Genomic DNA, 23,121 nt, shown 5'->3' on the forward strand with positions numbered 1-23,121 from the left:
TTGTAATCTAGTCTGAAAATTGCACATCAAGAATTTTGTTGGTATCTTCACTTATTTCATTTTCAGATAATTGTTCTAACTCTTCTATGAGAATTTCTTCAATCACCAAAGCTAATTCATCAATAGTAGGAGCTTCAAAAAGAGAACGAACAGGTAGTTCGATTTGAAAAGTTTTGCGAAGCTGAGAAATAAGTACAGTTCCCGTTAGAGAGTCTCCCCCTAAAGCAAAAAAGCTGTCATGAATACCTACTGGCTCTATACCCAGTAACTCTTGAAAAACTTCAACTAGTTTTTGCTCTACATCATTACTAGGAGCAATGTATGCATTTTTTAAGTTCGGTCTAGAGTGACGAGAAGATGAATTAACTGTTTGGGCAGTATTTTTTGGTTGTAAAGGCTTTAATTTAATCCATTGGTCAATTCTAGATTGTAAATTACCAGTTGAGACAACTATTTGATGATATTGACTCCACAAAAGAATCTGTTCAAGGGCATTAATACCTTCTAAAGGTTCGATGGTAAATTCAGTCAAACTTGTATTAGCAGGTATTTGCGAATTTTCTGCTGTAAATTGCCATGCATCCCAGTTAATACTCATCCAAGGAACAGGATTTTTCTGATTATGCTGGTAAGCAAAAGCGTCCATTAATAAACTGGCTGCTGAGTAGGTAACAGAGCCTAATCCTCCTAAAACTGAGGTTAATGAAGACATCAATAGACAAAAATCAAGCTTTTGAGACTGCAAAACCTTTTCTAATACTAAGAGTCTTTGTATTTCTTGCTGAAGTTGCTGTTGACACTCTCTTGGATCTATCTCTAAGATGGGGCTAAATAACTTATCTGCGGGTATTTGATTTGTGTGGAATACCCCATTTATTTGACTAAACTTGTTTTGTACTAAATTTACCACATCAGCGCTTTCGATTAAGACTTCTGCGCCCAAATTTTCTAGTTCTTGCACTTTTAAAATTTTGCGGCTGATGTTATTTTGATCGTTGTGAGTTTTCAGCCACTGTTCCCACTCCTGTCGGTTGGGAAAATCCTCAGCCTCTAAAAGCAGCAGTTTTGCCTGTACTGTCTTTGCTAAATGTTCGGCTACTACAAGTCCTATTTTTTCGAGTCCACCAGTAATTAAGTAGACTCCTTTTTCTTTGAACCTGGGTGTATCCTGGACATTCGCATCTAATTGGACAGACTCAAAAGTTTGTACCCAACGTTCCAAACCACGGTAAGCAATAACTGAGTCAGAAGAATTGGCTTTAAGTTCTGTCAGTAGTTGTTCTACAAATTTCTTTTCTTGCCAACTTTCTGATAAGGGAATAATAACATCAATGCTACGACATTTTATATTTGAATATTCTTGTGGGATGACCTTAACTAGTCCAAGGAGTGTTGCTTTTTCTGGGCAAAGATTTTCAACTCCAGTTACAGGTTGCATATTGTTGGAAATAACTGCAAGCTGGAATTCATCAGTAAAATTCTGTTTTTCTAGCGACTGTGCCAAAAACAGCAAACTCTGGAATCCTTGTGTTTGGACTGTATCAAAATCTGCATATCCTGACTGGGTTATACTCCACAGATGAATAATTCTTTTTGGTATGAAGTCTTGGGCGCGAAGTTCTTTGAGTAGAGTATTGTAATCATCCTGTTGTTGAGGTGCTATTGTATATGCACGCTTGCCCAGATGTTTCTGGGAAGATTCGCTTTGGCTGCCAAATTGCTCCCCAACTCTGACGGTAATTACATCATGACCTTCAAGTTCGAGGCGCTTGACGATTTGAGCGCCTAACCCATACTCATCAACAAAGACTAACCAGCGTTCTGCTTGTTTCACCTGACCGTTTGACTGTGGTGGTAGCGAACGTTTCCATGAAGGGATGTAGAACCAGTCAGCAATGTTGGACTTTTTGCCAAATGAAACTTCTTGTTCGTGAAGTAATGCTGTAAAGGCTGCTGGTGCTTTGGGCGTTGCTGGGGCAGTAGCTTGAGCGACAATTATGTGGTCTGTAAAAGGTGCAAATTCTGAGAAAGCTTTTACCTGTACAAAACCATGAGATTTGAGTTCTGTTTGCCACTGCTCTTGAGATAAAAAGGGATTGCACATATTGCGATCGCTTTCTGGATTCTCTATCGGATTCATCAGTAGCGCGTCAATGAACTCAAATTCCAACCTGGGTTGAGTTGTTTCCCAAAATAAAAGTAAACCTCCAGGAGCAAGTAAAGAGCGAATGCGATCGAGAGTTTCTCCAATATTTCGAGTAACGTGCAGCACCTGGAAAGCTACAATTACATCAAAACTGTGATTTGAGTATCCTTGTTCTTGTAGCGATCGCTCAAGGTCTAACAATTGGTATTCAACAAATGGATAATCGCTAAATTTATTTTTGGCTGCATTCAGGAAAAAACCTCCCACATCAGTGAAAGTATAATTTGTTCTTTCCGGTGGAAGTATGGGTAATAGCTCTGCCGTCCCTGTACCCGTTCCAGCGCCAAGTTCCAGAATTCTCAAATTTACTTGATGGGGTAATGCTTTTAACACCTGTTCTAAACATACCCGCATGATTGAGTTGTAATATTTATTTTCAGGGGATTGTTGGACTGTAAATTCTCCTGACTTTAATAAGGTAGAAACATGAAACTCCAGTGGTTCTTTTTTCCCAGTCAGCAGAGATACCATATTTTCGCCATATAGTTGCAGCAAATCTATTTGTTGCGGCGTGTCTACCCATTTGGCTTTGACTTCTACTAATATTTCATTAACAAAGTGTGCTGATATTGGCAGGAAATTAGTAAATAGCTCTTGTTCTCGATTTAACTGACCTTGCTCTACCAATATTTCCAGCCATCGACTTAACAATTCTTTATAAGTAGGAATAATCTGACATTGGCCAAATAACTCGTCTAAAGAATACTTTTTATTGGGATTACTAAAAGCTCCTAAACGTGTTAAAGCAAGATTAATATAAGCAATACATAAACGGTCTAAACATTCTCTTTTCTCTTGAGAAATCTGCTCATCGAATTCCAACGCCCCTGCACTAGCTTGGAGTTGACCAGCTTCTACCAAAGATTTCCAAAGCTCTGATGCTGTTAACTTGGGTTGGAAATTTATTTGTGCAGGTAATAATTTTTGTGGTTCAATCCAATATCTTTGTCGCTCAAAGGGATATGTTGGCAAGGGAAGGCGATGTCGGCGCTCATGAGCATGAAATCCCGACCAATCTATCTTGATTCCCTCAAGCCACAGTTGTCCTAATGTATTGAGAATGAAAGCAATGTCAGATTGTCGCTCATAAGCATAGCGCAGCGAGGATAATATTACTTTGTTTTCGTCAGAAACATTATCTAAACATTGCATCGCCAAGCTGCTTAATGCTTGTCCTGGACCAACTTCTAAAAAAATTGGACTATGTTTTGTCCCCAACTGATTTACTCCATCAGCAAAGCGCACGGGTTGGCATAGATGCTGTGTCCAATAACTGGGATTTGTAGCTTGCTCTGCTGTAATCCAAGTTCCGGTAACGTTAGATATATAAGGAATTTGCGGTGGTTTGAGGCTGATAGTTTGCATTAGTTCGGTGAAAGAGTCAGCGATCGCCTCCATCATGTAAGAATGAAAGGCATGAGAAGTCTGCAATTGCCGACAGGCTAATCCCTTAGCACTCAACTTTCCTGCCAATTCCTCTACAGCCTGTGTAGTTCCCGCAAGTACACATTGAAATGAGCCATTGACTGCTGATAATGAAAGGTTTTCATTCAAGAAAGGTTGCACTTCTTGCTCTGTCAAGGGAACCGCCAGCATAGCTCCCCCTGGCAACTCTTGAATCATTTGCGCTCTTTTAGCAACAAGAGTAATCGCATCTTCTAGAGACAATACTCCGGCTATTGTTGCTGCGGTATATTCACCAATGCTATAACCAATCATCGCTACTGGACGAATGCCCCAGGATATCCATAATTGAGCTAAAGCATACTCAATGGCAAACAGTGCTGGTTGAGTGAGATCGGTTTGATTTAATTTTTGGGCGGCGGGATCTGGTGATTGGCGATCGCGACCAAGCATTTGGCGTAAATCTATACCCGATTTTTCTTTGGTTGTTTCGGTTGTTGAATGGGAAGTAGGATAAATAACTTCTTTGAGATTAAGACCTAAAAGGGGTTCAAACAACGAGCAACAGCGATCGAGGTGTTCGCGGAAAGTTGGTTCAAACTGGTATAATTCATCACCCATATTAACATAATGGGTTCCCAAACCAGTAAACATAAATACTACTGGGCGCTGATTCGTTTCCTGATTGCTAGTGAAAACTCGTTTGGGATTTTGGAGGGATGCGATCGCATCTTGAGTATCTTGACAAACAACCATCCGCCGATGACTCAAACCATGCCGACCAACTTGCAATGTATAAGCCACATCAGCAAGGTTGAGTTTTGGGTGCTGTTGCAGGTGATTAACCAAATTTGTAGTTGCTGTCTCCAAGGCAGAGCTAGTTTTAGCCGATAGACACAGTAAATATTTACTTTTGCCTTTTGAATTTTGACTTTTGACCTGTACTGGTGCTTCTTCTAAAACAACATGAGCATTAGTGCCGCCGATACCAAAAGAACTAACCCCAGCCCGGCGAGGAGTTCCCTTTGTTTGCCATTCATGAAGCTGAGTATTGATGTAAAAGGGGCTGTTAGCAAAATCAATCTCTGGATTGGGTTGTTCAAAGTGCAGGGTGGGCGGAATCATCTTGTGTTTGAGCGCCAAGACTGTTTTGATCAAGCCCGTTACACCAGATGCCGAACTCAGGTGGCTGACATTGGTCTTGACTGAACCAATGGCACAGAAGTTTTTTTTGTTAGTTCTGGCACTAAACACCTTGTTAAGCGCCCTAAATTCAATTGGATCGCCTAGAGGTGTACCAGTTCCGTGGGTTTCAATATAGGTGATTGTTTCAGAATCAAAGTTAGCGATCGCCTGAGCCTCAGCAATCACTTCTGCTTGGCCTGTTACACTAGGTGCAGTGTAACTCACCTTCTCGGAACCATCGTTATTGATAGCTGAACCTTTGATAACCCCATAAATGCAGTCCCCATCAGTTACAGCATCTGCCAATCTTTTCAGCACGACAATACCCGCTCCTTTACCGAAAGGGCTACCCTGTGCTTTAGCATCAAAAGCCCGACAGTGACCATCAGGAGAGGCCATACCACCTTCTTGGTAGAAATAACCTTGTTTTTGTGGAACTTGTATCGCAATACCACCAGCCAAGGCCATATCACACTGATAACTTAGCAATCCTCGACACGCCAAGTGAACTGCTACTAATGACGTAGAGCAGGCCGTACCGACGCTAATACTGGGACCTTTTAGGTTTAATTTATAAGAAACTCGTGTGGATATAAAGTCTTTATCATTAGCAATTGTAATTTGCGACTCCAGCGCTTTAATCAGTTCAGGGTGTGAGGCCAGATTGTTAAGTAAGTAGGTACTTAAGTTACCCCCTGCATAAACGCCAATTAGATTTTTGTCTGTTTTCGGGTCATAACCAGCATTTTCCAGCGCTTCCCAAGCACACTCCAAAAAAAGACGTTGTTGCGGATCTATGATTTCAGCTTCTCTAGGCGAGAAACCAAAGAATGAAGCGTCAAACATCTCAATGTCTTGTAACACAGCCCCTGCTTTGACGTACTGAGGGTCATTCAACGAAGCTGGATCTACGCCTGAAGCGACTAACTCGCGATCGCTAAAGAATGAAATTGATTCCACACCGTTACACAGATTCTGCCACAATTGATCGACATTTTTGGCTCCGGGAAAACGACCACTCATGCCAATTATGGCTACACCTTTCAACTGGTTACTCACGTATTCTCCTCCTTTGCTTCATTAGTTGCATTTCTTCTTCCATAACCTCCTGTTGCTTTTTAGCACGGTTATATGCTTGCCCAAAGGCAGGTTGCTGGGCCTCTTTCCGACTTAAATATTCTGCTAAGGCACTTATGGTCGGATATTCAAACAAGTCAGCCGTTGCGATATCACCATTAAATACTTGTTGCAGTTGGCTGCGAACTTGGACTATTAGGAGGGAATTGCCACCGATTTCAAAGAAGTTGTCTTGTATTCCTACCAAATCTTTCCCAAGAAGTTCTTTCCAGATGACAGCGAGCTTTTGCTCAATCTCATTTCTGGGAGCTACATAAGCACCACTGAGTGCAGGTTGTGATTGTGTCGGTTTAGAGAGATTATACTTTTGTGAGGCTTCTTGGAAAGGTTCTGAGTTAAAAGCATTATCCGGCTCAACTCGATTTAAGAAATCACGGGTTGATACTAGAACCTGGGTAAGTGTACTTCCTAAAATGCGGTCAAACGCCTCTACACCCTCTTTTGGTAATAACCCTTCCTTGAGAATAGCAGGTTTGTCCTGCATAACAGAGCCAACTGTGGAAAAAACAGTAGACGGAGAACCTAACCGGGCGGGAGAAGCTATAGTTTCTTGACTAACTTTTCCTTCCGAAGCAACCAGCGCTTTCAAAGCCTCCTGATTTTCCCAAGATACTATAATCTTGCCGATATGTTTGGCTTTAGCCATGTATTCAAAGGCGGGAGCTACTTCTGTAATTGGAAATATCTGATGCGGAAGGGAATTAAAATTGCCATCTTTAAAGTGTTGCACTACTTCGTGCCAGGTAGAAATAAAGTCAGGGAGATCGTTTCCCACTTCTGTAGCAAAGAACGATAAGCATTTCTCAAAAGGTCGTAGACCTAATTGGCTATTGTTGAGGATATCCCGCTTGCCGAGTTCGAGAAAGCGTCCATAGGGTGCTAGAAGTGAAAGGCTTTTAGTCATGAATTCTCCTGATAGGGAATTCAAAACTACGTCCACACCCTTGCCATCAGTATACTTCATCACTTCATCGGCAAAAGCCAAAGACCTGGAATCCATAACATATTCAATACCCAACGAATGCAGAAATGCTCGTTTTTCCGGGTTGCCTGCTGTGGCGAAGATTTTGGCTCCCACCCACTGGGCTATTTGCACGGCAGCCATTCCAACACCGCCAGCAGCAGCATGAATGAGAACACCCTCGCCCTGGCGAAGCCTAGCTAATTTTATCAAGGCATAGTAAGCCGTAATAAAGGCAACAGGAATTGTTGCTGCCTCTTCTAAACTAAGATGTTCTGGTTTGAGTGCTACCAAAGAAGCAGAAGTCGTTGTGAATTGGTTAAAGCAGGAATCGCCAAACGCCATAACTTCATCTCCTACCTCAAAACCCTTAACTCCTTCTCCCAGAGCGACTATCTTTCCAGAACATTCTCTACCGAACTTGACATCAACATTGGGTGGAACAGGAAGCAGCCCCAACGCTATAAGCACTTCTTTGAAGTTAAGACCAGTCGCGCAGACCTCGATTTCTACCTCACCCAGACTTGGTTTTTGGCGGGTACTAGGTCGGAAAGTCAGGCTATCTAAGATGCCAGGGGAAGCAATCTCCAAAGAGAAGTTTTCGCTTGCAGAAACAGAAGGAATTTTTTGAGGTTTACCATTAGACTGTTCAGCAGTAATTGTGCTAATATCTACTTTCCTCATGATAAATTCTTCAATCTCAACCAGTTCGTTTCCCTGGTCGTCCATGATGGTGATGTTAAATTTTAAAATTCCTTCTCTGAACTGATTATTTTCTGTATATCTGATGTAGCTGTATACTTTGCTTGGCAAAGGTTTTTTTATTTTCAGACTTTTATAGGAAAACGGTAAGTAAACACCTTCGTTTTCAATACTTAGAAAACCCGTGGCATTATCCAATAAAGCAGGATGTAACTTATATGAATTAATATCGGTGGCAAATACTTCGGGTAGTTCCAGAACAATCAACCCCCGATCTGTTCCTAATTTTGCCTGCTTCAAGTTATTCCATCTAGAACCAAACTCTATAAATCCTGTTTGAAGCTTATGCTCTCCTTCTGGAATGATTATTTCCTTTTGATTACATCTTGCCTCAAGTTCTCTGAGTTCTTGTTTTGCTGATGGTTCTAATTTTATACAGGCTATTTCGCCCTTGGCATGTTCGAGCCATTGCTTTGACCCTGAGTTTGATTGGCTTGTGACCGAAAATTCAAAGCCCTCTCCTTTCTTCTTTAAAAGTGTACGAACTTCTTTTTCTTCATCATCTTCTATTATCAAGGGAGTCAAGAAAAATACTTCCCGAATTTCAATCGTTCCGTTCTGAACATGGTTTTCAAAAGCGGCTAAAGCCATTTCCAAGTAAGCTGTTCCCGGAAGTGTCGCTTTACCCATAGCCCTATGTTGATCTAAAACCCAGTGTTTGATGACGCTAAATTTGCTGATGTATATCTCTTGGTCTTTCTCTTCAACTATACATTGATCGAATAAAGGGTGAGACACTTCTTTTAATTGAGATTGGGAAATATCCAGGGTTGGTCTTGATTGCTTCATGGCTTCTGCTGCCATCCCCTCTTTCTGCCAGGAATCCCAGTTAATCGATACGGTAAATGTGCCATCTCGGTCGCTTTTATGGTGAGCAAAAGCGTCAAGAAAAGCATTAGCAGCAGCATTATATACTTGCCCAAATTTATTTGTAATGGAAGTGATTGATGAAGACAGAACAAAGAAATCTAGTGGAACAGCCTTGAGAATTTTATTGAGAATTAGTATGCCTTTTATTTGAGATGCCAGCATACTTTCTGTAATTTCTGGCGTTTTTTGCAAAATCACGCCGCTAGCAGAAACCTCGGCTGCGTAGATTACACCATTGATCTGACCAAATCGCTCTTGGGCGAATGCGATCGCTTGTTGCATCTGCTCAAAATTGCTCACATCGGCGCTGACTACCAAAACTTCTGCACCTAGCTCTTTAAGTTTCTGGATTTCCCGAATCTTGAGGCTTGTGTTATCTTGCTCATCGTAAGTAGCTAGCCATTGTTCCCATTCCTCTGGTAAAGGAAAAGCTAAACCTCCTGTCAGGATCAGCTTGGCTTGTACAGTCTGTGCTAAATGTTGGGCTATGACAAAACCAATGTCTTCAAATCCACCTGTAATAAGATAAACGCCTCCTTCTTTTAACCTTGATATTCCTTGACCAGCTTTCTCCAATCGAATTGGCTCAAAAGTTTGCACCCAACGATGATTTCCACGGTAAGCAATAACCTTCTCAGAACTTAGAGCTTGTAACTCGCAGAGCAACTGCTCCAAAAGTTTCGGCTCAGTCTTAACTCCCAATCGGGGAATAACAACATCAATGCTACGACAGATAATGTTTGAGTATTCTTCCGCAATCACCCTAACGAGTCCGAGTAAAGTCGCCTTCTCTGGACACAGCAACTCTTCCCCCACAACTTCCTGCATATCGTTGGAGACAACCGTGATTTGACATTCATCAGTATGGTGTTTACTAAGTGCTTGGGCTAAAAACAGCAGACTGTAAAATCCTTTTTCCTGAATTTTGTCAACTTCCTCAAGTCTTAATTCTGCGTAACTGTGCGGTGTAATACTCCATAAATGAACAATCGTTTTTGGGCGTTTATTTTGTGCTAAAAGTTCATTGAACAAGGTATCATAATCATCACGTTGTTGAGGATTAAGGATATATACGCGATCGCTCGACTTTGTAAACGCTGACCCAATCTTCACCGTAATCACATCTTGACTCTCAAGTTCAAGTCGTTTTACTAGCTCAAAACCCAAACCGCACTCATCGATAAATACAAGAGTGCAAGCCAAAACTGACTTTTGACTTAGTTGAGGGGCAAGCAGCAGAGAGCGTTTCCAAGATGGGACATAAAACCAGTCGGCTATGTCCAGCTTTTTACCTAGTAGAGAGGTTGTAGGCAATTTCTTTTCACCCGTCTTGAGAGCGTTTACCTGTATTTTGGGTTCAATCCAGTAACGTTGACGCTCAAAAGGATAAGTAGGTAAAGGTATACGATGACGGCGCTCATGGATATAGAATCCCGACCAATCTACTTGTACTCCAGCAAGCCATAGCTGACCCAATGTATTTAACAATAATGCTACATCCGACTGACTTTCTTGTGCATAGCCCAAGGAAGTTAATACAATTTGCTGGGCTTCTTTATCAGAATGACGACGGGCGAATGCACTCAAAGTCTGCCCTGGGCCAACCTCTAGCAAAATGCGTTCTGGTTCTTTCAACAATTCTTGCATACTCTGAGCAAGGCGAACTGTTTGCCGCAGATGCCTCACCCAATAGTTTGGATCTGTCACCTCTGCTTCTGTAATCCAAGCTCCCGTAAGACTGGATACAAAAGGAATTTTGGGAGGATTCAGTTTGACTTTTTTAACTTCCTCTGTGAATGGCTCTAAGATGGCATCCATCATCACAGAATGAAAGGCATGGGAGGTATCCAGACGCATACACTCGACGCCTTGGGAAGCTAGCTGCTTCTGTAATGCCTCTACAGCATCTATGAAACCTGAAACTATGCAAAGAGATGATTCCTTAATCTCAGCTAGAGATAGTGTTTTGCCTAGCAGGGGTTGAACTTCTTTTTCTGAAAGTGGAATGGCAAGCATAGCACCTTCAGGCACTTGCTGCATGAGTTGTCCCCGCGCAGCTACTAAAGTCAAAGCATCTTCTAATGAAAGTACTCCTGCCAAACACGCAGCGACATATTCCCCAAGGCTTTCACCAATCAAAGCCTGGGGATGTATTCCCCACTCCATCCACAATTTTGCTAGGGCGTACTCGATGACAAAGAGCGCTGGTTGAGCAATTGCGGTCTGTTTCAGTTGTTGCGCGGCTTCTTTAGTCCTTTCTGTATTGGGGTAGAGTATATGTCGCAGGTCAAGCCCTAGATGTGGTTGGAGAAACTCTGAGCAGATATCTACCTGCTCTTGAAAAGTTGGCTCTGTCTGGTAGAGATCCAGCGCCATATTTACGTACTGTACTCCTTGCCCTGGAAACATAAACACAACGGGAGGATCTAGGCGATCTTGGTAGACCTGGAAAACCCGTTTCGGATCTTGTGTTTCCAAAATAGCGATCGCATCATCAATATCATGGCAGATTACCATCCGGCGATGGTTGAAAGCCCTGCGACCAACCTGAAGTGTGTAAGCAACGTTCGCTAGGTTAACATTTGAATGCTGCTTTAAGTATGCAATTAGATTCGCAGTGGCAATTTCAAGCGCAGAGATGGTTTTAGCCGAGAGTACCAACAATTGCCAGGGTCTGGATTCTTCCGAATATTTGATCGGTGGAGCTTCTTCAAGAATGACAAAGGCATTGGTTCCACCATAACCCGACGAATTGACTCCAGTCAGACGGGGTGTGCGATCTGCCTTCCATTCACAAATCTTAGTATTGACGTAGAAGGGGCTGTTATTAAAATCGATTTGGGGATTGGCTTGTTCAAAGTGCAGACTAGGTGGGAGCAGCTTGTGTTTAAGCGCTAACGTAGTCTTGATGAGACTTGTTACACCGGCTGCTGCATCTAGATGTCCGATATTGGTTTTCACTGAACCGATCGCACAGAAACCCTTCTTCTGAGTAGTAGTGTGAAAAGCTTTTTTGAGTGCAGTGATTTCAATGAGATCGCCCATAGCTGTTCCGGTTCCATGAGTTTCTATATACGTTATATCTTCGGCATCTACTCCAGCATTTCTCAGGGTTTCTACAATTACCTCCGCCTGACCTTCTACACTAGGGGCAGTGAAATTTACTTTCAAAGAGCCATCGTTATTGACTGCTGAACCCTTGATGACTGCATGAATGCAGTCTCCATCAGCAAGAGCATCCTCTAATCTCTTTAATACGACAATTCCAGCCCCACTGCCGAAAACAGTTCCCTGTGCTTTGGCATCAAAGGCTCGACAGTGCCCATCGGGAGACAACATCCCTCCTTGTTGATATAAATAGCCAGCTTTTTGTGGAACTTTAATTGAAACACCACCAGCTAAAGCCATATCACATTCTTCATTCAACAAACTTTGGCAGGCGAAGTGGACTGCAACCAATGATGTAGAACAGAAGGTTTGGAGAGTAATACTAGGCCCTCTAAGATTTAATTTGTAAGAGACACTTGTAGTTAGGAAAGCTTGACCACTGCCATGTAGAGGTTGTAAAGCTCCATTAACAGGATTTATAGTATCGCGGTTTGGATAAAGGTTTTCTAATAGATAGGTGTTCATATTTGCCCCGGCGTAAACCCCGATCAAACCCTTATAGGTTTCAGGATCGTAGCCAGCGTTTTCAATTGCTTCCCAAGCACACTCCAAGAAGAGGCGATATTGGGGATCTATAACTTCAGCTTCTTTAGGTTCAAAACCAAAAAATGACGCGTCAAACTCCTCTACGTTTTCCAGTATAGATGCGGCTCTAACATAATTAGGATTATTTAACAAGGCAGGATCGATATTTGAAGATACTAAATCACTCTCAGAAAAAAATGAAATTGATTCTACACCGTCCTGTAAATTTTGCCAAAACTCATCAATATTTTTTGCACCTGGAAAGTGACCTGCCATACCCACTACAGCTATATCTAAACCCGCTATATTAGAAAATGTTTCATGGATTTTCATTAGTACCTCTTTGATTAATTTTTTATAGAGCACCCTTCTGTTTCATTCTTTTTTCTCTTCGTCTTTGCCCCCGTCCGCTCCTTTCTTCCATAGGTTTGTCAGCCTGTTCCATATTTAAAGCTTTGCTCAAAGAACTGACTGTTGGACTTTCATAAAGACTGACTACAGGAATTTCTATATGTAATTCTTTACTTAATTGCGAAATAACTTGAACACCTACTAGAGAGTCGCCACCGAGTTCAAAAAAGTTGTCGTGGATACCTACTAAGTCAATACCAAGTAGTTTTTGCCAAACATCTGCAATTGTTTGCTCAGTTTTATTTCTAGGAGCAAAATAAGCATTACTCAACTGAGGTCGTTGATGTACGGATTTAGACTGGTTAGCCTTGCCTAAAGATTCCAAAAGAGCTTGGGCATTAAAATTGCGATCGCGTTCAATAACAGTTGCCAAATCTTCAGTCGATACCACAATCCGAGGGACTGCACTGTTGAGAATGTGTTTAAAAACTTTTATCCCTTCTGAAGGCAATAAAGCATCTATTAATAGGGATTTAGCATCAGAAATATCTTGTTTGTTAGCTAATCGCTTCACTGCCTCTACTGACATCCCAACATCTTGCCAATCAGTCCAGTTAATAGAAACTGTGAATGTACGATCTCGATTGGTTTTATGATAAGCAAAAGCGTCAAGAAACTCATTGGCAGCGCAATAGCCAACTTCACTAAATTTCTTTCTATAAATAATTGAACTAAGAGATGAACAAAGAATTAAAAAATCTAACTTAACATCTTTCAAAACGCTATCTAATACTAGTGTACCCTTGACTTTAGGGTTCATAATATTTTCTGTCATCTCTCGCGTTCTTCGAGAAATCACACCCGCATAATCCGCAATTCCTGCACAATGAAGAACACCATTGATTTGGCCAAACTGTTTCTGGATTTTTGCGATCGCTTCTTGCATCTGTTCCAGGTTAGCCACATCAGCGTTCAGTACCAAAACTTCTGCACCTAGTTCTTCAAGTTCCTTTACTTTCAAAATTTTACTACTGATACGATCTTGGCGATCGTTAGTAGCTAGCCATTGTTCCCACTCTTGTCTAGCAGGAAAAGCTGAACGCCCGATCAAAACTAGTTTGGCTTGTACCGCCTTCGCTAGGTGTGACGCTAGAGCAAGTCCAATGCCTCCGAGTCCACCTGTGATTAAATACACTCCTCCTTGCCTTAATCGCGTTCCTCCCTCTGCTTCTTCCAATCGGACTGGTTCAAAGGTTTGCACCCAGCGATGAAAACCACGATAGGCAACAACTATATCGGAGGATTGTATTTGTAGCTCATTCACCAGCTGATTTACAAGTTTCTCTTGTTGCCAACTTACTTCTTTTGGAATCACAACATCAATGCTACGACAGTTGATATTTGGATATTCTTGAGGAATGATCTTAACAGTTCCTAATAGAGTCGCCTTTTCTGGGCATAGCGGTTCTTCTCCAGTCACTGAGTGTATATTGTTGGAAATGACCGTTATTTGCAGCTCATCTGTAATTCGCTGTTTTCCAAGTGCTTGAGCTAAAAACAGCAGACTATAAAAACCTTTTTCTTGGGCTTCATCAACTCCTGCGATTCCAGATTGAATCCGATCGACAGAAGTCACACTCCATAAATGAACAATCGTTTTTGGGATCTTATCTTGTGCTACTAGTTCATTGAGCAGGGCATCATAGTCTTTACGTTGTCTAGGATTAAGGCTATATGCACGCTCATTCAACTTAATAAACTTTGACCCCACCTTCACTATAATTACATCCTGACCATCAAGCTGAAGTCGTTTAACCAGTTCTTCTGCCAAACCGCACTCATCGAGAAACACAAGAGTGCAAGACTTCTGAGCGATCGATTCCTTCTGTTTTAACAGTACAGCAGGTATAGATTGTTTCCATAAAGGTAAGTAGAACCAATCGGCAATATCTGGCTTTTTGCCAAATGACACAGGTTTAGCACTGTTATGCTGTCTGTATTTATAGTCTTCAATCCAATAACTCTGCCGCTCAAAGGGATATGTTGGTAGTGGGAGACGATGACGGTGTTCGTGGGCGTAAAATCCTGACCAATTTACCTGTACTCCATATAACCAGAGTTTGCCGAGTGTGTTCAGTAAAAATCCTATATCTGACTGTTTTTCTTGAGGATGTCGTAATGAACAGAGTGCTAGAGAATCTGAATGCTTTTTAACAAAAGTACACAAGCTGCTTCCTGGCCCCACTTCTAGCATGATGCAATTTGCCTCTTGCTGCAACGCAGAGATGCCGGCTGCAAACTGCACTGTTTGGCGTAAATGTCTTGCCCAGTAATCGGGATCTGTGGCTTCTTCTGCTGTTATCCAGGTTCCTGTGACGTTAGAGATAAAAGGAATCTGCGGCGGATTTAGTTTGACTTTTTTAACTTCTTTGATGAATGGCTCAATCATAGGTTCCATCATCGCAGAATGAAAGGCGTGGGAAGTATGCAAACGCCGACACTCTACACCTAATGCTGTAAGTTGCTTATGAATCGTGTCTACAGCATTATGGGTTCCTGAAACTACGCACAAACGAGGAGCATTGCTGGCGGCTAAAGATAAATTTTCATTTAGTAAAGTTTTTATCTCTGCTTCTGTTTGTGAAACCGAAAGCATAGCACCTGCTGGAAGTTGCTGCATCAGTCGTCCACGGATAGCTACTATTGCCAAAGCATCTTCCAGGGAAAATACACCAGCAAGGCAAGCTGCTACATATTCCCCTATGCTATGACCAATCATTGTTTGGGGAGAAATGCCCCATGAGATCCACAATTTAGCGAGAGCATATTCTATAACAAATAATGCAGGCTGAGTAATATCAGTTTGTTGCAGTTTCTCTGCTGCGGCTTTTGACTCAGACTCGTTGGGATAAATCAGCGATACTCCTGCGGAGTCACTTCGTGAACGCAAATCCAACCCTAGATGGGGTTGCAGCAATTGACAGCACAAATCAATCTGTTGTTGAAAAATCGGTTCAGTTTGGTAAAGTTCTTTAGCCATGTCCACATATTGAGCGCCTTGTCCAGGAAACATGAAGACGATGGGACGATACTTCTGCGGAGTAACTTCTTTACGAGAGGCTGCGCCAACGTGAATGCCACTTTCAACTAAGCGAGTGAAAACTCTTTCTGGATCTTCTAACTGCAAAGCGCTGACTGCATCCTCGATATCTTCACACACCAGCACGCGACGATGATTGAACTCAGCACGCCCCACTTGCAATGTATAAGCTATATCTGCAAGATTAAGTTCTGGGTGCTGTTGCAGGTGATTAGCCAAATTTGCAGTTGCTGTCTCTAAAGCAGAGCTAGTTTTTGCAGAAACTACCAGCAATTGATACTTTCTCCCCTGCTCCCCTGCCCCTCGGTCACTGAGCGACTTGCCTTGAGCGAAGTCGAAAGGAGCCGTTCGCGCAGCGTCTCGTAGAGAAGGGCTGCTCCCCTGCTCTCCTCCAGGAGCTTCTTCTAAAATAATATGAGCATTAGTCCCACCTATACCCAAGGAACTCACACCAGCACGACGAGGAGTACTTCCTGTTTTCCATTCTGCTAGCTTTGCATTGATATAAAAGGGGCTGTTGGCAAAATCTATCTGGGGATTTGGCTGCTCAAAATTCAAGCTTGCTGGTATCTGCTTGTGTTTCAGGGCTAAAACTGTTTTAATCAGTCCGGCAATCCCAGATGCTGCATCTAGATGACCAATGTTTGTTTTCACTGAACCGACGGCACAAAAGCCTTTTTTGGTGGTACTGCGACAAAAAGCTTGAGAGAGGGCAGCAATTTCAATCGGATCGCCTAAAGCTGTACCAGTACCATGAGCTTCAATATAGTTGATTGTCTCAGGCTCAACTCCCGCCAGCATCATCGCTTCAGCAATCACCTCTGCTTGACCATTGACGCTAGGCGCAGTATAGCCAACTTTACCAGAACCATCGTTATTGATTGCTGAACCTTTAATTACAGCATGGATACAATCACCATCTGCTAGAGCATCGCTCAATCGTTTGAGGACAACAACTCCTACACCATTACCAATAGTCGTTCCCTGTGCTTTGGCATCAAAAGCACGACAATGACCATCAGGAGATAGTGTTCCTCCCGATTCATGCAAATAACCTGTTTTCTGGGGTACGTGAATAGAAACTCCACCAGCTAAAGCCATATCACACTGATAATTCAACAAACTTTGACAAGCAAGTGTTGTTGCAACTAATGAGGTGGAACAAGCTGTTTGGATCGTAATACTTGGGCCTGTGAGATTTAATTTGTAAGAAACACGAGTAGTCAGAAAATCTTTATCATTACCAATTAATGTTTGATAACATTGCGCTGATCCTATGGGATCGCGGTTTAAATCTAATGAATAATAGTTATTTAGGCTAGCACCAGCGTAAACTCCGATACGACTATCATATCTATTGGAATCATAGCCAGCATTTTCTAATGCTTCCCAAGCACACTCTAAAAAAATCCGGTTCTGGGGGTTAGTAACTTCTGCTTCTTTGGCATTAAAACTAAAAAATGCAGCGTCAAATAAATCGATATTTTCTAATATGGCACTAGACTTTACATAATTGCGATCGCTGAGTGTAACGGAATCGATACCGTCAGATACTATCTCTTCATTTGTGAAGATAGAAATTGATTCTACACCAGATTGCAAATTCTGCCAAAATTCGTCAATATTTTTAGCACCAGGAAAACGCCCTGCCATCCCAACAATGGCAATGCCTTCTACAGCATCATTATGTATAGTGCTAATCATAAATCTTTTTACCTTGCTTACTCAATTGTTGTTTTTGGCGATTTATAGCCTCAATTTGCTTATTCACGCGATCGCGTGTTCCTGTAAAAGAAAGCTGTCGCTGTTGACTTAAATATTGCGCCAGTGAGTAAATAGTCGGATTTTGAAACATTTCTACAACTGATATGTTTCGCTGCAAAATTGCCCGCAGTTTATAATTAACCTGAATCATCAATAGTGAATGCCCACCAAGGTCAAAGAAATTATCATGAATACCCACTCGATCGAGATGTAACACCTCTTGCCAAAGCTGTGCTATCTGCTGTTCCATTTCCGACTGGGGTACTTCATAAGTAGTCGTCAATGTTGGACGCAAGTCTTCTGGTACAGGTAAAGCACGACGGTTTACTTTTCCGTTAGGCAAAAGTGGTAAGGTGTCTAGGAAGATAAAAACACCAGGAACCATATATTCCGGTAACAGTTCTTTGAGATAACTTCGCAGTTCACTAGTTGTAAGTGTTTCGTCTGGTAAAAGAACAATATAAGCCACCAATTGTTGAACACGTGGTTTATCTTCTCGCGCCAAAACTACAATTTTCTGCACTGCTGGATGTTTGAGTAATGCATTCTCAATTTCACCCAACTCAATCCGAAATCCTCTAATCTTAACTTGACGATCGATTCGCCCCAAGTACTCTAAATTTCCATCAAGTAAATAACGAGCTAAATCTCCAGTTTTATATAGCCGTGATTCAAGTTTATTATTGAACGGATTAGATATAAACCGCTCTTTTGTTAACTCTGGTCGGTTTAAATAGCCTCTAGCTAAACCAGCACCACCAATATAAATTTCTCCTGGGACACCAATTGGTACTGGTTGTAACTTAGTATCAAGTAAATAAATTTGTGTATTGGCAATAGGACGACCGATAGTTACGTTGCTATCTCTATTTACTTGAGCAAATGTGGAATAGGTTGTATCTTCAGACGGACCGTAAAGATTAAAAACTTTCTGAATACGATCGTTTTGATAAATCTGTTCCACAAGTTGATTTTGCAGTGGTTCACCGGCAAGATTAACCGTTCTGACTGAAGGAAGTAAACCATCTACTTGCAGTAATTCTGCAATGATGCTTGGGACTGTATTAACCAAGCTTACCTCAGCAACCAATGAGGGTAAGTGTAAAGCATTTTCTACAAGAATTACTTTACCACCCCAACTGAGAGGAACAAACAGTTCAAATACTGATAAATCAAAGCAAATAGAGGTTGATGCTAAAACTCCAGCAAGATCGTCATCTGTAAAAACTTCTCTTGACCATGTTAATAAAGCAACACAACTTTCATGGGCGATCGCCACACCTTTTGGTACACCAGTAGAACCCGAAGTATAGATGACATAAGCTAGGTGATTGGATTTTACTTCACTAAACAGATTTTCTCTGCTCTGTTGGGTAAGTAATTGTGAATCTCTATCAATACAGACAATATGCACATTCGATTTGGCAAACAATTCAACTAGATGGCTTTGAGTCAGCAGCACCTTGGTCTGACTATCTTCTACCATGAAAGTTAAGCGTTCCTGGGGATAGGCTGGATCTAGTGGTACATAAGCCCCACCTGCTTTTAAAATAGCTAACAATGCAATCAGCATTTCTGGGCTGCGTTTCATGCAGACACCTACAATTACTTCTGGCTTCACCCCTAGTTTTTGTAAGTAATGTGCTAGTTGATTAGCTTGGTCGTTTAACTCCTGGTAGGTTAATTTTTGGTTTTCAAAAATAACAGCAATATTAGATGGCGTTTTCTTTACCTGTGCTTCAAACAGTTGATGAATACATTTATCTTGTGGGTAATCTGTCTCGGTATTATTCCACTCAACTAATAATTGCTGTACTTCAGATGGTGTAAGTAATTGCAAATCTGAAATTCGTTGTTCGGGATTGCTAACTATACTTTCCAATAAAGTCTGGAAATGTACTAGCATCCGAGCGATAGTATCTGCATTAAATAAATCTGTGTTGTACTCACAAGTTGCAACCAACCCTTGTTCGTCATCCTCCATAAATAATGTCAAATCAAACTTTGATGTCCCGTTGTAACCCTCCTGACAAGTAACAGAGACATCTGACAGTCTGGGATTTGATATTGGCACATTCTGAAGAACGAACATTACTTGAAATAGTGGATTGTAACTCAAGTCTCTATTTGGCTGTATTTCTTCTACTAATTTCTCAAAAGGTAAGTCTTGATGAATGTATGCCTCTAAAGCTGTTGACTTTATCCGCGCTAGTAACTCCTGAAAACTCAGGTCGCCAGAAAGGTCTGTACGTAGTACTAAAACATTGACAAAAAAACCTATTAATGATTTAGTTTCTGCTCTGTTACGATTAGCTATTGGCGAACCTACTACAATATCAGTCTGACCAGTGTAACGATACAGCAACGTTTTAAAGGCTGTAAGCAAGGTCATAAACAGAGTTACTCCCAAATGACGGCTCAAATTCTTTAGCTCTTTTGTCAGAGTTTGAGAAAGAACTAGTTTCCCTTGAGCGCCTTTGAATTTTTGAACTGGCGATGTCCGATCGGAAGAAGCAAAGCTTCTACGCGGACGGTCAGTTGGTAAATTTAATATAGGTAGCTGACCTTGCAACTTTTGTTTCCAATAAGTCAATAAAGATTGAATCCGATCGCAATCAAGCCATTGTCGTTGCCAATTGACATAATCTTGATACTGAATGGGTAATTCAGGAAGCGCCGGGAGTTTGCCTGTGGAGAATGCTTTATATAGTGCAGCTAGTTCTTCGATCAGAATACCGATAGACCAACCATCTGCAATTATATGATGTAGAGTGACAATTAAATGATAATTTTTATCACTTAATTGTAAAACTTTAGCACGCAAAAGCGATTGAGTAGCTAAATCAAATGCCTGCTGTGCAAATTCCGTAGCTAAACGTTGCGCTTCTTGAGGGCGTTCTCTTTCTAAAAATGAACGCAAATCCTCAATCGCCAAAGTTAAAGGTGGCGCTTGATTTATAACTTGGGCTGGTTGTCCATCAACTACTGTAAAGCTCGTCCGTAATACTTCGTGTCGTCTAATTATTTCGTTAAGACTATCTTGTAAAATTGCTAAATTAATGCAGCCTTTTAAGTTAATAACTATAGGAATGTTATATGCAGGACTATCGGGAGTTAGCTGATTAATAAACCATAATCCCTGCTGGCCAAAAGATAGAGGCTGAACGGATGTATTTTTATCTTGTTTGGTAAGGGATATTGACGGTAGTGCATCTGTTGTCAGTTGAGCGAGGATCTTTGTAGCTAGCGATCGCGTACTCATCCCTGCAAAGAAGTCTGCTACCGATACTTCTACCTCTAAATCAATCTCAACCCGGTTTTTCAATTCAAACACTTTTAAAGAATCAAGCCCCAGAACGCTTAATGGTTCATCAGGACTGATATCATCTGGTGCGATCGCCAGTACTCTCGCTTCTTGTTCAATCAGATAGATTTCTAAAAGCCGTTGACATTCCCTTGGAGAAAGCGCTAAAAGTTCGGAACGCTGTAATCGAGTTTCCTCTGTGACAATATTACTAATTTTAAGAATATTACTGACAACGATATTCAATTCACCATTTTGAAACTGAGCGCGAGTTGCACGACGTTGAATTTTACCGCTAGAAGTTTTGAGAATACTACCTGGTTTAATCAAAACCACAGCATAAACTTGTACTTCATGTTCTTCAGTAACAGCTTGGCGAATTGCAGATATAACTTCTGCTAAATTTGGCTTGGCGCGAAACTTCAATTCTTGGACGATTACCAGCCGTTCTTCGTTGTTATCCTCGACTGTAAATGCTGCGCTAGCACCAGAATTTAAAGATGGATGACTGCGTTCTGCGGTTAATTCTATATCCTGTGGGTAAAGATTTCGACCGCGAATAATAATTAAATCTTTGGCTCTACCTGTAATGAAAAGCTCGTTATTTTGTAAAAACCCTAAATCTCCCGTCCGCAGAAAAGGGCCTACACCTGTATCTGATAGATAAGCATGGAAAGTTTCTGCTGTCTCTTGATAACGATTCCAATAACCTTGGCCAACACTCGGCCCAGATACCCAGATTTCCCCAATTTCATCAGGTTTACAACTACTGAGGGTTTCAGGATTAGCGATCGCCACTTCCAGTTGTGGTATAACTCGACCACAACTGACGAAATGATAGACATCCTCATCCTTAACAGATGATTCAACTACCCGATTCAATTCTAATGCAGGTTTTTGGACTGTCTTGATAATCGGTGATGTTGTCTTCTGCACACCAGAAACCATCAGAGTTGTTTCAGCCATTCCGTAACAAGGGTAGAATGCCTCTTTACGGAAGCCACAATCAGCAAAAGCTGCTGCAAACCGCTCTAGAGTATCATCCCGAATCGGTTCCGCGCCGTTAAATGCCACACTCCAACTACTCAAGTCAAGAGTCTTTTTTTGTTCGGAAGTAATTTTTTGAGTACATAACTCATAAGCAAAATTCGGGCCACCACTGGTTGTCCCTTGGTAATGAGAAATAGCTTGTAACCAACGATAAGGACGTTGGAGAAAGGAAGTTGGAGGGATGATAATGCAAGGAAAACCTCCATACAAAGGTTGCAATATTCCCCCAATCAGACCCATATCATGGTACATCGGCAACCACGTCACGAACTTACTTTCTGGAGAATGCTCCATAAATTGGTGAGTTGTGTCAGCATTGTGCAGTAGGTTTCCATGACTAATCATTACACCCTTTGGTGTCCCTGTAGAACCAGAGGTGTATTGCAGAAAAGCTAAGGTATCTCGATCGATAGAGGGTTCTTGCCAAGCATCTTCTATTCCCAGAGCAAGATTATCAGTAGTTAGCCACTGTAAAGACTCTAAGCCAGTCTTTTCTGACATTAAAGACCGCACTGTAGGCAGGATTTCTGTTGTAGTGAGAGCGATCGCTGCTTGTGCATCTAGAGAAATAGCTTTTATTCTCGGTGTGTTGCGCTGATTTCGAGGGGGATATGCCGTTACAGCCACAACTCCGGCATATAAACAACCGAAAAAAGCAACCAAAAAATCTAGTCCGGCTGGATAAAGTAGTAAGGCGCGTTCTCCAGTCAAACCCAATGCTTGTAATTGAGCAGCTATTCGACGCGATCGCCTATCCAATTCTTGATAGGTTAGCGTTGTTTGTTCTGTTTCCCCATCCAGCAAGAAGGTAAAAGCATCTCTGTTTGGCTGGGTAGAGCTTCTTAAGCGCAGTAAATCAACAAATGTAGAACCACTGCCACAAGCTTCAAGGAACCGATGAGAATATTGATTCATTTTGATTTTCAACTAGATACAACCCTGATACACTGCTGCTCTTTTTCTCGCTCTGACTAGAGAAAAATAAAAAGGAAATCGTTAATTAATTCAGCCAATTACTTAAAATTGTTTAAATCCTAATTAATGATTAGTGATTTTCTGGGAGCAATATCTAGCTTATTGCGAGTAATTTTTATTTATCTTCAGATTACACTAACGAGAATGAGTAGCTTTAGCAATAGACTAAGTATAGAAAGTTAATATCAACAAAAATACATTATATAAGTTTTATTTATGCTCTACTATTTATATCTGTAGATAGATGATAAATCTAAAAACGTCACTGGTAGACTGAAAATTATGGGAAAATAAATATTTCATGACAAAATAAAAATGACCAATACCCGATCTTCAGGTTAAAATTCCACGAGCGATCG

Annotated in this window: 4 protein-coding genes and 1 pseudogene; all 5 read right to left on the reverse strand. The window is 41.4% G+C overall.

Translation table 11 applies throughout. The annotated features are described in order from the left end of the window. Positions 1 to 7: 7 nt before the first annotated feature. Positions 8 to 5,854, reverse strand: coding sequence for a beta-ketoacyl synthase N-terminal-like domain-containing protein (locus tag ACR5KR_RS31110; RefSeq protein ID WP_448269197.1), 5,847 nt, complete (start codon positions 5,852 to 5,854; stop codon positions 8 to 10). Next, positions 5,847 to 8,459 (reverse strand): zinc-binding dehydrogenase, encoded by a 2,613-nt coding sequence (locus ACR5KR_RS31115; RefSeq protein WP_448270393.1) that lies wholly within the window; start codon positions 8,457 to 8,459, stop codon positions 5,847 to 5,849. Before ACR5KR_RS31115 ends, ACR5KR_RS31110 begins: the two co-directional genes overlap by 8 nt. 3 nt (positions 8,460 to 8,462) lie before the next feature. Continuing rightward, a pseudogene (locus ACR5KR_RS31120) lies at positions 8,463 to 12,551 on the reverse strand (type I polyketide synthase); the annotation flags it as partial. Between the two features lie 22 nt (positions 12,552 to 12,573). Further along, positions 12,574 to 17,373, reverse strand: a complete 4,800-nt coding sequence (locus tag ACR5KR_RS31125; RefSeq protein WP_448269198.1) for an SDR family NAD(P)-dependent oxidoreductase — start codon at positions 17,371 to 17,373, stop codon at positions 12,574 to 12,576. Continuing rightward, the gene (locus ACR5KR_RS31130) at positions 17,366 to 22,702 is read right to left on the reverse strand and encodes an amino acid adenylation domain-containing protein (protein ID WP_448269199.1); all 5,337 of its coding nucleotides are present in this window, start codon (positions 22,700 to 22,702) and stop codon (positions 17,366 to 17,368) included. The genes ACR5KR_RS31125 and ACR5KR_RS31130 overlap by 8 nt, the downstream gene beginning before the upstream one ends. Positions 22,703 to 23,121 lie beyond the last annotated feature (419 nt).

This window comes from Nostoc sp. DSM 114159, assembly GCF_053470285.1.

Coding starts and splice junctions, on each gene's coding strand:
- ACR5KR_RS31115 (WP_448270393.1), bottom strand. CDS start 8,459: ATGGCAGCAGAAGCCATGAAGCAATCAAGACCAACCCTGGATATTTCC.
- ACR5KR_RS31125 (WP_448269198.1), bottom strand. CDS start 17,373: ATGATTAGCACTATACATAATGATGCTGTAGAAGGCATTGCCATTGTT.
- ACR5KR_RS31130 (WP_448269199.1), bottom strand. CDS start 22,702: ATGAATCAATATTCTCATCGGTTCCTTGAAGCTTGTGGCAGTGGTTCT.